The sequence below is a fragment of the Streptomyces sp. WY228 genome, from assembly GCF_019287315.1.
GTDB classification, from domain to species: domain Bacteria; phylum Actinomycetota; class Actinomycetes; order Streptomycetales; family Streptomycetaceae; genus Streptomyces; species Streptomyces caviscabies.
Genome location: NZ_CP079114.1, coordinates 3,383,030 through 3,395,209 on the forward strand (window position 1 = coordinate 3,383,030; position 12,180 = coordinate 3,395,209).

10 protein-coding genes are annotated in these 12,180 nt (G+C 72.1%); 5 read left to right on the plus strand and 5 right to left on the minus strand.

The window, feature by feature from the left end; all coding sequences use genetic code 11:
• Window positions 1-250: 250 nt before the first annotated feature.
• Entirely contained in the window at window positions 251-1,333 is a 1,083-nt protein-coding gene (locus tag KV381_RS14645; protein ID WP_218785354.1) for a P1 family peptidase, read from the plus strand.
• A gap of 232 nt (window positions 1,334-1,565) precedes the next feature.
• Window positions 1,566-2,321: a DUF6227 family protein gene (locus KV381_RS14650; protein WP_030624763.1), complete on the plus strand. Its 756-nt coding sequence runs from the start codon at window positions 1,566-1,568 to the stop codon at window positions 2,319-2,321.
• 64 nt (window positions 2,322-2,385) lie between these two features.
• Here the strand turns inward: KV381_RS14650 and KV381_RS14655 are convergent, their stop codons facing one another.
• Window positions 2,386-3,936, minus strand: a complete 1,551-nt coding sequence (locus tag KV381_RS14655; protein ID WP_030624761.1) for an MFS transporter — start codon at window positions 3,934-3,936, stop codon at window positions 2,386-2,388.
• Window positions 3,937-3,997: 61 nt separating this feature from the next.
• Here KV381_RS14655 and KV381_RS14660 point away from each other — a divergent pair, with 61 nt between their 5' ends.
• A complete protein-coding gene (locus tag KV381_RS14660) occupies window positions 3,998-5,023 on the plus strand; it encodes a YafY family protein (RefSeq protein ID WP_050504795.1) in 1,026 nt (341 codons plus the stop codon).
• A 131-nt stretch (window positions 5,024-5,154) separates the two neighbouring features.
• Here KV381_RS14660 and KV381_RS14665 read toward each other — a convergent pair whose 3' ends face one another.
• On the minus strand, window positions 5,155-6,156 hold the full coding sequence (locus KV381_RS14665; protein WP_030078573.1) for an RNA polymerase sigma factor RpoD/SigA: 1,002 nt from the start codon (window positions 6,154-6,156) through the stop codon (window positions 5,155-5,157).
• 610 nt (window positions 6,157-6,766) lie between these two features.
• Here KV381_RS14665 and KV381_RS14670 point away from each other — a divergent pair.
• Window positions 6,767-7,891, plus strand: coding sequence for a questin oxidase family protein (locus tag KV381_RS14670; RefSeq protein WP_030624756.1), 1,125 nt, complete (start codon window positions 6,767-6,769; stop codon window positions 7,889-7,891).
• 27 nt (window positions 7,892-7,918) lie between these two features.
• On the opposite strand, the gene KV381_RS14675 is transcribed toward KV381_RS14670, so the two are convergent.
• Complete coding sequence (locus KV381_RS14675; protein ID WP_218785355.1) at window positions 7,919-8,701, minus strand: dioxygenase; 783 nt, start codon at window positions 8,699-8,701, stop codon at window positions 7,919-7,921.
• Window positions 8,702-8,967: 266 nt separating this feature from the next.
• On the opposite strand from KV381_RS14675, the gene KV381_RS14680 reads away from it, so the two are divergent.
• Window positions 8,968-9,480 carry a MarR family winged helix-turn-helix transcriptional regulator gene (locus KV381_RS14680; protein ID WP_030078579.1) on the plus strand — a complete coding sequence of 171 codons (513 nt, stop codon included), beginning with the start codon at window positions 8,968-8,970 and terminating at the stop codon, window positions 9,478-9,480.
• Window positions 9,481-9,556: 76 nt separating this feature from the next.
• On the opposite strand, the gene KV381_RS14685 is transcribed toward KV381_RS14680, so the two are convergent.
• Window positions 9,557-11,101 (minus strand): MFS transporter, encoded by a 1,545-nt coding sequence (locus tag KV381_RS14685; RefSeq protein WP_030078581.1) that lies wholly within the window; start codon window positions 11,099-11,101, stop codon window positions 9,557-9,559.
• Between the two features lie 218 nt (window positions 11,102-11,319).
• Window positions 11,320-11,979, minus strand: a complete 660-nt coding sequence (locus KV381_RS14690) for a TetR/AcrR family transcriptional regulator (RefSeq protein WP_030078583.1) — start codon at window positions 11,977-11,979, stop codon at window positions 11,320-11,322.
• Window positions 11,980-12,180: the final 201 nt, after the last annotated feature.

Below are 12,180 nucleotides of genomic sequence, written 5' to 3' on the forward strand. Positions count from 1 at the left end.
CGGCCACCGTAGGGCTGTTTAGGCCGATTGAACCCGTTTTAGGGGATGGGAGGGTGAGCGGGTCGCCCGGACAGTCGCAAGGGTCTCCTTGCCGGTCCGGGTCCGGGCCCGCAAGGGTCGCCTTGCCCGGTCCGGGTCCGGGCGCCCTGCTCGCGCGGGGCCTTGCGCACCGCTCCCGGCCCGCCGGTACGTTCGAGGCGCATCGGCCCGTGCCCCCGGCGGGCCCCGATCCCGACCGGAGGAGCCGCACATGACCCGCGAGGACAGGACCCCCGCTCACCCGCCCCTGCTGGACGCGCTGACCGATGTGGCCGGGATCCGCGTCGGCCACGCCGAGGTCGCCGGAGCAGGCGCGTTGAGCGGTACGACCGTCGTTCTGGCGCCCGAGGGCGGGGCCGTGGCCGCCGTGGACGTACGGGGCGGCGGGCCGGGTACGCGGGAGACGGACGCACTGGATCCGCGGAATCTGGTCCAGCGGGTCGACGCCGTCGTCCTCACGGGCGGCAGTGCGTACGGACTGGACGCCGCGTCCGGGGTGATGGCCTGGCTGGAGGAGCGGGGCCGGGGCGTCCGGGTCGGCGCGGGCCCCACCCAGGTGGTCCCGGTCGTTCCGGCCGCCGCCCTCTTCGACCTCGGCCGGGGCGGCGACTGGCGCGCCCGGCCCGACGCGTCGACCGGCCGCGCGGCGGTGGAGGCCGCGGCCGCCACGGGGTCCGGGGAGCCGGTCGCCGAGGGTGGCGTGGGCGCGGGTACCGGCGCGGTGGCCGGGCAGCTGAAGGGCGGCATCGGTACGGCGAGCACCCGCCTCGCCTCCGGGGTCACGGTGGCCGCCCTCGTCGTGGTGAACGCGGCGGGCTCGGTGGTCGACCCCCGGACCGGGGTGCTGTTCGGGGAGTACGGCGCCGGGGAGCCTCCGGCGCATCCTCCGGCCGAGGTCCACGCGGCGGCGGAGCGGCGTCTCGCCCGGGAGCGGATGGCGGCGGAGGAGGCCGGGGGCGGGGTTCCGCCGTTCAACACGACGATCGCGGTCGTCGCCACGGACGCGGACCTGACCCGGGCGCAGGCCCAGAAGCTGGCGGGCACCGCGCACGACGGCCTGGCACGCGCGGTGCGCCCGGTGCATCTGCTGACCGACGGGGACACCGTGTTCACCCTGGCCACCGGGCGGGTGCCGGTGGCGCCGGGTGATCCGGTCGCCGTCAACGAGATCCTGGCGGCGGGCGCCGACGTCCTGGCGCGGGCCGTCGTGAAGGCGGTGCGCGCGGCCCGGAGCACCGAGGGGCCGGGCGGCAGGCTCCTCTCGTACACGGAGCTGTACGGCGGCCGGGCCTGATCCGAGGGGCAGAATCCGAGGGGGGCGCGCGGCGCGAGAGAGGGGCGCACGGGCGGCCGACTCTCCCTCCGCGCCCGGGAGTTCACCCCAAGCGCCCGAAATGCACCGGGAACACTCGGGGAACTTTCTGCGTGCGCCCTACGTTTTTACCAACCCCGGTCACGATGTCGGACCCAGGGACTACGTTAAGCACGCATCAAGTAACACGCGGCGACGGCCTGGAGACACCACCTTGAGCGATCCGTACGAGACAACCGAGCACCACCTCGACCGACTCCTGCGACGCGCCCTCAACTCCTTCGACCTTCCCGACAGTACGGTCGACCGGCTCGGCACCGCGCTCGCCCACAGCAGTTCGCTGTACTCGTCGCACCACAGTGCCGTGCTGCACCGCGAGACCTACCGTCACACGTATCTCCTCGCCGACGGCTCCGCCCTGACGCTGTGGGAGCTGGTGCACAGCGGAGGGCGGGATGTGCGGGCTCCTCGTCGGCACGAGCTGTACGACCAGGAGGGCGACGCCCGTATCGCCGCGTCCCGGCTGGCCGGAAGCCTCTCCGACTCCCCGGTCTTCGGCGACGAGGGGATGCAGGAGGCGCAAGGGGATCTGGAGATGCTGACGGTCCTGATGTCCGCCCCGCCGGCCCCGCTCCCCCGGACGTACGCTCCGGACAACTCCGCGGACCACGCCCGCCGGGTGCTGCGCCGCGCGGAGAACGCCGACCGGCCGGGCGAGCGGAAGGCACGGCTGCTCCGGTCCGCCTTCGCCCACCACATCACCCAGATCTTCGGGCGGCAGTGCGACGTCGACGGCCGGACGGCCGGATTCACGCTCTACGAGCACGCGTTCCTGCTGCTGGACGGCAGCGAGACGAGCCTGTGGGAGGTCGAGCACACGGCGACGCCCGACGGCCGCCACATGTGCGAGGTGTACGAGGACGAGCACACCGCCCGCACGGCGATGGAGAGCCGCACCCGGATCTGCTGAACCGGAGCTCTCGCCCCGGATCGGCTGAACCGCATCTCCCGCCCAGACCCACCGCCCGCAGCGGTCAGTTCGCGTCGCCCTCCACGTGCACGCGCGGGCGGGCGGGCAGGGCGAACATCACCAGGAAGATCACCGAGAGCACCCCGGCCACCCACCACAGCGACTGCTGGAACGCGTCGACGAACGCCGGACTGACCGCCTCCGGGGCCAGCCGGTCGCCGATCGCCCCGAAGAAGACGACGGACACCAGGCCGAGGCCGAGCGCCGTCCCCATCTGCTGCACGGTGTTGATCAGCCCGGACGCCGAACCGGCGTGCTCCTTGGGCACCTCGGAGAGCACCGCGTCGGTCAGCGGAGCCACGATCAGCCCCATCCCCGTGCCCATGACCACCAGCGGGACGGCCATCTGCCAGGACGTGATGCCCATGCCGTAGTGCTCGCTCTCCCAGAGGTAGATCAGCAGTCCGGCGATCATGAGAAGCGCGCCGGCCTGAAGGACCTTGCGGCCGAAGCGGGGCACCAGCTTCTGTACGGAGATCCCGGCGGCCACCGAGACGGCGACGGAGAACGGGATGCCCGTCGTACCGGCGCGCAGCACGCTCCAGCCGAGACCCATCTGCATGTACATGGTCCACACCAGGAAGAAGATGCCGAGGCCGACGCCGAAGGTCAGCTGCACGGCGATGCCCGCGGCGAAGCTCTTGACCCGGAACAGGGACATCTCGATCAGCGGCGAGCCGTTGGCCAGCGTCTTCTGCCGCTGGTTCAGGGCCAGCGCCCCGAAGACGAACAGACTGCCCACCATCGACAGATGGCCCCAGACCGGCCAGCCCAGCTCGTGCCCCCGGGTGAGCGGGTAGATGAGCATCAGCATCGCCAGGGTGATCAGGGCGACGCCGAGCAGGTCGAGGCGGACCGCCTTGGGGGCCTTGGACTCGGTGATGAACTTCGCGCCGAGGAGCAGACCGGCGATGCCGACGGGCAGATTGATCAGGAAGATCGGCCGCCAGCCGAGCCCGAAGAGGTCCCATTCGGTGAGCAGCGCGCCCAGCAGCGGGCCGGAGACCGCGCCGAGCCCGACGATCGCGCCGAACAGTCCGAAGACCTTGCCGCGCTCGTGGGCCGGGAAGGTGGCGTGCACGATCGAGAGGACCTGCGGCACCATCAGGGCCGCCGTGGCGCCCTGGAGGATGCGGGCGGCGACCAGTATCTCGGGGCTGCCCGCGAAACCGCAGAGGGCGGAGGCGAGCGTGAATCCGCCGATGCCGATGAGGAAGAGCCGCTTGCGCCCGTAGATGTCGCCGAGCCGGCCGCCTGTGATCAGCCCGGCCGCGAACGCGAGGGCGTAACCGGCGGTGATCCACTGGATCGCGGAGACCGACGCCCCCGTCTCGCGCTGGATGCTGGGGATCGCGATGTTGACGATCGTGACGTCGACCAGGTCCATGAAGGCCGCGGTCATCACGATGGCCAGCGCGAACCAGCGACGCCGGTCGGCCGGGGCGGACCCGGGTGCGACCGGTGTCTTCACTTGTACCGGCGGGACGGGCGGGGCGGACGCGGTGGGCGGTGCGAGGTGCGACGCCGTGGGAGGCGGAGGTGCGGAAGAAGGCATGGCAAGAACCTAGGCGGCCATTAGGTCAGACCATGACCTGATGGTCCGGCACCCTGAAGCCATGTCCGACACTCCCGCACGACTGCTGAAACTGCTCTCGCTCCTCCAGACCCCGCGCGAGTGGCCGGGCGGCGAGCTGGCCGAGCGGCTCGACGTCAGCCCGCGCACGATCCGCCGCGATGTCGACCGGCTGCGCGACCTGGGCTACCCGGTCGAGGCCTCGCGCGGCTCGGTGGGCGGCTATCGCCTGGTGGCGGGCGCCGCCATGCCGCCCCTGCTGCTGGACGACGAGGAGGCGGTGGCCATCGCGGTGGGGCTGCGGGCCGGGGCCGGGCACGCGATCGAGGGCGTCGACGAGGCCTCCGTACGGGCGCTGGCGAAGCTGGAGCAGGTGCTTCCCTCGCGACTGCGGCACCGGGTCTCCGCGCTCCAGAACGCCACCGTGCCGCTGACCCGGGGCGACGGCTCGACCATCGACCCGCGGACCCTGACGACGCTGGCTTCGGCGGCCACCGGGCGGGAGCGGCTGAGGTTCGCGTACCGCAGCGGCGACGGCACCCGGACGAAGCGGCAGGTCGAGCCGTACCGGCTGGTGAGCACCGGGCAGCGCTGGTATCTGGTGGCGTACGACCTGGACCGGGAGGACTGGCGTACGTTCCGGGTGGACCGGGTCGGTGAGCCGTACGCGACCGGGGCCCGGTTCGCCCCGCGACCACTGCCCGTGGAGGGCGCGGGGAGCGATGCGGGGAGCGGGGACGCGGCGAGGTTCCTGGCCCGGTCGATGCGGCGGATGAAGCCGGAGCTGTGGATCGATGTGTGGTTCGGCGGGTCGGCGGAGTTCGTGGCGGCGCGGCTGCCCGCGCATCTCGGGGCGCCGGAGCCGGACGGGGAGGGCGGCTGCCGGCTGCGGACCTCGTGCACCGATTCGCTGGAGTGGGTGGCGCTGCGGCTGGCGTTGGTGGACTGCGAGTTCTCCGTGACGGAGCCGCCGGAACTGGTGGCGTACCTGGAGAGTCTCGGCGCCCGGCTGACCCGCGCCGCCCGGCCCGGGGACCGGCGCGATCCTTCCGGCCCGGAACAGGGATGAGCCCCGACGCCGGGGGGGGTGGGCGCCGGGGCTCAGCTCGGGGACCGGCGAAAAACCGGTCGGGTGACCGGAATGACCCGGTCGGTCAGCCGGTGCGAACCGGCTTGATGGGGAGATTACGGGTTATTGGCTCACGCCGCAGCGTCAAAGCCCGTGTCGTGAGCCATTCGCTTCAATTCGAGCAGTGCGTGCTTCTCTATCTGGCGGATCCGCTCCCGGGTGAGGCCGTGCTGCTTGCCCACTTCGGTCAGGGTCCGCTCGCGCCCGTCCTCGATGCCGTACCGCATCTTGATGATCGAGGCGGTCCTGTTGTCGAGCTTGCCGATCAGGTCGTCCAGCTCCTCGCTGCGGAGCAGAGTCATCACCGACTGCTCGGGCGAGACGGCGGAGGTGTCCTCCAGCAGGTCGCCGAACTGGGTGTCGCCGTCGTCGTCGACGGACATGTTCAGACTGACCGGGTCACGGGCCCAGTCCAGGACATTGCCCACGCGCTCGGCGTTGGAGTCGAGCTCGGCGGCGATCTCCTCGTGCTCCGGGTCGCGCCCGTGCTCACGGTTGAACTCGCGCTGCACCCGGCGGATCCGGCCGAGCTCCTCCACCAGGTGGACGGGGAGCCGGATCGTACGGGACTGGTCGGCGATGGAGCGGGTGATGGCCTGCCGGATCCACCACGTCGCGTACGTGGAGAACTTGAAGCCCTTGGCGTAGTCGAACTTCTCGACCGCGCGGACCAGGCCCGCGTTGCCCTCCTGGATCAGGTCGAGCAGAGGGAGCCCCGCGCGCGGGTAGCGGCGGGCCACGGCGACGACGAGCCGGAGGTTGGAACGGATGAATATGTCCTTGGCGCGCTCGCCCTCGGCGACCAGCGCCTCCAGCTCCTCACGCTTCGCGTCACCGGCGGCGCTCTCCACCTCGCCGTCGAGGATCTGCTGGGCGTAGACGCCCGCCTCGATGGTCTGCGAGAGGTCGACTTCCTTGGCGGCGTCGAGCAGCGGTGTGCGGGCGATCTCGTCCAGGTACATGCCGACCAGGTCGCGGTCGGCGATTTCCCCGCCCCCGGCGCGAACACTGCTTGCCCTGCCGGTCCCACCGGTGGTGGTGGACGTACGACGGGCGACGGCACGGGTTGCCATGCGTGCTCCCTTGCTGAGTAGGTCGCGACACCCTTTCGGGTGCCCTGCATCCGATGGAAACAACGACTGGAATCCGGACAGAATTCCCATGCCACACATTCATTTTCGTGATCATGCAGTACCCTGTCCGCCGCCGACCGCCGGATGCGGCTTCCGGCTTTCGCCGGAAGCGCAGGTCAGAGCCGGTGCCGGGGGGCGATCCGGCCGCTTTCCGGCTCTCCGGCCGGATACCCGAAATCAGTGTTCCCATGAGACCGCGCTCACCTTCACGCCCGCCTCTCCCCCGCTCGGCCGACCCGGTCCCGGCCCCGGGTCCAGGTGGGCCGCGCTCCCGCCGTGCAAGACGTGCCGGGCTCCGTTCGGGTTGCTCAGGGTGTCCGCGATGTGCCGGGCGGCCCGGTCCTAGGACCTCCGACCGATCCGGCCGGCACCGCGGCCGACCGCCGCGGCCGGTCGGATCGGGACCGCGGTCCCGGACCGACCGGGACCGCAGCCCGATCCGCCCCGGGCGGGGCACGCCTAGCGTGATCGGCACGAGCCGCACGGACCGCGCCGACCGCACGAGCCGCGCCGCTACGGACCGCACTGACACCACGGGAGCGTGATCGGCATGGACGACACCACGGGCACCCTCGACGAGGCGCTGGAGCGCATCCACGTCTCGGGGCCGGAGCGCGACGGCTGGCTCAGCAATCACGCGCCGATGGCCGTGGAGGCCCTGGTCCGGCACGGCCAGGCGTCGGCCGTGCACCGCTGGCTGGACCGTTACGGCCCGAAGCTGGAGGAGATGCCGGTCGCCGGCGCCCCGGTGACCGGCCGGAACTGGCACGAGGCGCTGGGCGACCCGCGCCGCGTCGCCGACTGGACGGTGTACTTCGAGCGGGAGACGGCCCGGGCGCCCTGGCGTGACGTGCTCGCCGCGTGGTGGCCCCGGCTGCTGCCGGGCATCGCGGCGGGCGCCACGCATCCGGTGATCCGGGTGGGCCACTCCGTACGGACCCTGCTGACCGGCGAGGAGACCGCCCCGCGTGTCCGGGAGCTGGCCCACGCGCTCGGCTACTGGGCCGCCCGGCACCAGCCGCTGCCCGCCCTGACACCGCTGGGCCCGGCGCCGAGCGCGGCGGCGGCCCTGGACCTGGTGCCGCTGGTGCCCGAGCAGAGCGGCGGCATCCGGGAACGGTTCGCGCAGCTGACCGGGTTTCCGGAGTGGCCGGCCCAGCCGGGGCGGGAGTCCGCCGGTCCGCGGCCCGCCGGCCCGGAGCCCGCCCACCGCGAGCCCGTCGGCCCGGAGTCCGCCGGTCCGGTGCGCTTCGGCCCGGAGCTCGCCTCCGCCGAAGCGGCCCGGTCCGCGTTGCGGGAGCTGGTCCGCGCCTCGACGCACCGGTACGCGACCCACGCGCACGGCGAGCCGATCATGCTGGTCCACGCGGCGACCGCGCCCAACGCGGTCCTGCGCACCCTGCCGGCCCTGCCCCGCGAGCTGTGGGCGCCGAGCCTGCGGGCCGCCTGGGCGGCGAGCGCGGCGGTCACCGCCGCCTACGCGCCCCGCGAGGCGGCCCCCGTACCGGCGTCGGCCGGGGCCGCTCCGGACGCCGGAGAGCTGTTCGCCCGGGCCGCGGCGCACGGCGACGACCACACCATCAAGTTCACCGATACGGCACTGGACGTGGGCGACGCGCTCGCGTTCTCCGCCGCCCGGCGCGCGATCGAGCTGAACCCGCCGGTGTTCGGCTGAACCGGCCGGCCGACGCCCTCCGGTCCCTCAGCCGAACTGCACCGACCGCTTCGCCAGCCCCATCCAGAACCCGTCGATGACGCTCCGCCCCCGGTCCAGCTCGTCCTCCGCCGCGCCCAGCGTCACGAACAGCGGCGCGAAGTGCTCGGTGCGCGGGTGGGCCAGCTTCCCGGCCGGGGACGTGTGCTCGAAGTCGAGCAGCGCGTCGATGTCCTGGGCCCGCAGCGCGCGGTCGCCCCAGTCGTCGAACTCCGCCGACCAGCCGGGCACCCCGCCGCCCTGGTGCCGCAGGGCGGCCAGGTTGTGGGTGAAGAAGCCGCTGCCGACGATCAGCACGCCCTCGTCGCGCAGAGGGGCGAGTTTGCGCCCGATCTCCATCAGCTTCTGCGGGTCGAGCGTCGGCATGGAGATCTGGATTACGGGGATGTCGGCCTCCGGGAACATCTCCACCAGCGGTACGTACGCCCCGTGGTCCAGGCCGCGGTCCGGGATGTCCTGGACCGGCGTACCGGCGCCGCGCAGCAGCTTGCGGACGCTGTCGGCGAGCTGCGGCGCGCCGGGGGCCCCGTACCGCACCGCGTAATAGTGCTCGGGGAAGCCCCAGAAGTCGTACACGAGCGGCACCGGCTCGGTGGCGCCCAGCGCGAGCGGCGCCTCCTCCCAGTGGGCGGAGACCATCAGGATCGCCCGCGGGCGGGGCAGCCCCGCGGACCAGGCGGCGAGTTCGCCGGGCCAGACGGGATCGTCGGCCAGCGGCGGTGCGCCGTGCGAGAGGTAGAGGGCGGGCATCCGCTCCGCGGTGGCTGTCATGGCACTCCCCATCCACTGGACGCGGAACCCGGGGCACCGGGCACCGCGTTGGATGCACAGGGCACTGGTTCCGGTCACGAACTCGTCCGAGCAGGAGTTTCCCGAGGTCATCCGGGGGATCGTTGTTCAGGGGTCCTGCGGAATCGTTGCGGATCCACGCAGGATCCCTTTTCGGGAACCTCCTCGGCAGGATCCTTGAAGCTTCAAGTTCCTACCTTCGGAGACCTTAGCCCTATCTAGTTAAACTTTCAAGAAAAGGTCGTACAGTGGAGTACATGACCACGGCACCCACCGGCGCGCCGCGCTGGCTCACCGACGAGGAGCAGCACGCCTGGCGCGCTTATCGGCATGCCACCACGTTGCTGGAGGATCACCTCGACCGCCAGTTGCAGCGCGATGCCGGCATGCCGCACATCTATTACGGACTGCTCGTCCAGCTCTCACAGGCCCCGCGCCGCCGGATGCGGATGACGGAGCTGGCCCGGGACGCGAAGATCACCCGTTCCCGGCTCTCGCACGCCATCGCCCGGCTGGAGAAGAACGGCTGGGTGCGCCGCGAGGACTGCCCCTCCGACAAGCGCGGCCAGAACGCGGTGCTCACCGACGACGGCTACGAGATGCTCCGCCGCTCGGCGCCGGGCCATGTCGAAGCCGTACGGCAGGCGATGTTCGACCGGCTCACGCCCGAGCAGGTGAGCAGCCTCGGGGAGATCATGCGGGTGCTCGCGACCGGCCTGGAGCCGGAGGGCGCGGACGCGGACCTGCCCTGGCTCCGCTGAGCGTTCGCCGAGCGGAACCAGGGCAGGAAGGCCGGGCAGGAAGCCCGGGCAGGGCCGGGGGGAGCGGCGGTCGCCGTCAGTGGGCGACGACCGGAATCTTGAACTCCTCCTCGGCGCCCGCGCCGGACGCGCTGTCCGCCCCACCGCTCGCACCCGTTCCGGGGCGGCCGGTGTTGATGAGCGTCATCGCGATGGCGGCCGCGGCGACGAGGATGCCGACCGCCCACCAGATCGCGGCGGCGAAACCGCTGACCATGGCCTGGAGCTCCAGGAGCTGCGGGTCCGTGGCGCGGGCCGCGTGATCGGCGACGTACGCGGTGGTGGCGCTCGCGGCGATGGTGTTCAGCAGAGCGGTACCGATGGCGCCGCCGACCTGCTGCGAGGTGTTGACCATCGCGGAGGCCACGCCCGCGTCACGCGGCTCGATGCCGTGCGTGGCCAGGGACATCGCCGGCATGAACGCCGTACCCATACCGAGGCCGAGCAGCAGCATGCCGGGCAGGATCACGGCCGCGTAGCTGGTGTTCAGGTCCAGCTGGGTCAGCAGCAGCATGCCGACCGCGGCGACCAGGAATCCGGGGCCCATCAGCAGACGCGGCGGGACCCGGGTCATCAGCCGGGTGCCGATCTGGGTGGAGCCGGTGATCATGCCCACGATCATCGGCATGAACGCGAAGCCGGTCTTGACCGGGGAGTAGCCCTTCACGACCTGGAGGTAGTAGGTCAGGAAGAGGAACAGCCCGAACATCGCGATGATGGCGAGACCCAGCGAGAGGTAGACCCCGCCGCGGTTGCGCTCGGTGAGGACGCGCAGCGGCAGCAGCGGCGACTTCACGCGCGCCTCGGTGACCACGAAGGCCAGCAGCAGCACGGCGGCGGCGATGAACATGGAGACGGTCAGCGCGTCCGACCAGCCGGCCGACTCGGCGCGGGTGAAGCCGTACACCAGGGCGACCAGGCCGAGCGTGGAGAGCACGACGCCGGGGATGTCCAGCGGCGCGCGGTTGCGGGCGCCGGAGGGCTCACGGATGACGAAGTACGCACCCGCGGCGGCGACGATGGCGAACGGGATGTTGACGAAGAAGGTCCAGCGCCAGTTCAGGTACTCGGTGAGGAAGCCGCCGAGGATCAGCCCGACCGCGCCACCACCACCGGCGATGGCCCCGTAGATGCCGAAGGCCTTGGCCCGCTCCTTGGCGTCGGTGAACATCACGGCGAGCAGGGACAGGGCGGCCGGGGCGAGCAGCGCGCCGAAGACACCCTGGAGGGCCCGGGAGCCGAACATCATCGCCTCGTTCTGGGCCGCCCCGCCGAGCGCGGAGGCCAGGGCGAAGCCGATCAGACCGACGACGAAGGTGCGCTTACGGCCCCAGAGGTCGGCGATCCGGCCGCCGAAGAGGAGGAGCCCGCCGAAGGCGAGGGCGTAGGCGGTGATGACCCACTGCTTGTTGCCGTCGGAGATGCCGAGGTCGGTCTGGGCGGAGGGCAGCGCGATGTTCACGATGGTCGCGTCGAGGACGACCATCAGCTGCGCGAGCGCGATGAAGGCGAGGGCTTTCCAGCGGCTCGGATCGGGAAGGGAGGCGTCTGCCGCGCGGGACAGACCGGCTGTTTTTGGCATGGGTGTAGCCACCTAAGGACGTGCGAGGGCGCCGAGGCGTCGCGAAGTGGGCGTCGGCGGTACGTGCTGGTGTACGCGCGACGGATGAAGTGGGAGGTGCCGACGTGGACGTGCCGGCGTGGACGTGCCGACGTGGACGTGCCGGCGTGACGGAAGGGAACGACTAGGTGTACGGGGGCGGTGACATGCCGCCCGGAAGGCTCAGGTCGGTGCGGGCGTCAGGGGCGCCGCAGGTCCTCCAAGGTCGCCGCCGATCCGGGCAGCTCCGAGCGGGCCGGGGTCTCCAGGCCGTCCAGGAACAACTGCAGATGGCGGTGGGTGAACCGGTCGATTCCCTGGCAGGCGATGCCGGGGAGCGGCCGGGTGAGCTGGGAGAGGGCGACGAGTACGTCACCGACGGCGATGTCGGTACGCAGTCGCCCCGCGGACATGGCGCGCGCCACGAGCCCTTCGACAGCCTCTTCGAGGCGCCTGCGCTCGGCGAGCAGTTCGGGGTGGTCCTTGTCGAAGACGCCGGAGAGCATCGGGCACAGCGCGCCGATCCGTTCGTCGGCGGCCGCGTGGACGAAGCGGCTGAGCGCGGCGAACGGGTCGGACTCCGCGGCGACGGCCTCTTCGGCCTTCCGGGTGGTGCGGGAGGTGACCGCGAGGACGACCTCATGGGTGAGGGCGGCCCGGTCGGGGAAGTTCCGGTAGAGCGTGGCGTTGCCGACGCCCGCCCGGCGGGCGACGTCGTCCAGGGCCACGTCCGGCCCGAACTCGACGAACAGCTCGCGTGCGGCCGCGACGATCCGCTCACGGTTGCGCAGCGCGTCGGCCCGCGGACGGACCGTGCGGCACTGTGCGGCCGGTGCGGTGTTCTCGGCGACGGTCTTCACGACGATGCCGTTCCTTCCCTCTGTGTAGCCGGTCAGCCCCTGCGCGTAACCGGGGACCGTTTCCCCGTTTAGCGGGGACACGTATGCAAACGGGGAGAGGATCCCCGCTTATTTCCCACCTCAATGTGACCTGAGTCACATCACCCCGGAGGGAAAACCCACCGATCGGCGCACCCAGCGAGCGGCCCCGGACCGCCCGGC

Bases quoted from the DNA above. Each gene is read 5' to 3' on its own strand.
- KV381_RS14665 (WP_030078573.1), bottom strand. From the start codon at position 6,156: ATGGCAACCCGTGCCGTCGCCCGTCGTACGTCCACCACCACCGGTGGG.
- KV381_RS14655 (WP_030624761.1), bottom strand. From the start codon at position 3,936: ATGCCTTCTTCCGCACCTCCGCCTCCCACGGCGTCGCACCTCGCACCG.
- KV381_RS14670 (WP_030624756.1), top strand. From the start codon at position 6,767: ATGGACGACACCACGGGCACCCTCGACGAGGCGCTGGAGCGCATCCAC.
- KV381_RS14685 (WP_030078581.1), bottom strand. From the start codon at position 11,101: ATGCCAAAAACAGCCGGTCTGTCCCGCGCGGCAGACGCCTCCCTTCCC.
- KV381_RS14675 (WP_218785355.1), bottom strand. From the start codon at position 8,701: ATGACAGCCACCGCGGAGCGGATGCCCGCCCTCTACCTCTCGCACGGC.
- KV381_RS14645 (WP_218785354.1), top strand. From the start codon at position 251: ATGACCCGCGAGGACAGGACCCCCGCTCACCCGCCCCTGCTGGACGCG.
- KV381_RS14660 (WP_050504795.1), top strand. From the start codon at position 3,998: ATGTCCGACACTCCCGCACGACTGCTGAAACTGCTCTCGCTCCTCCAG.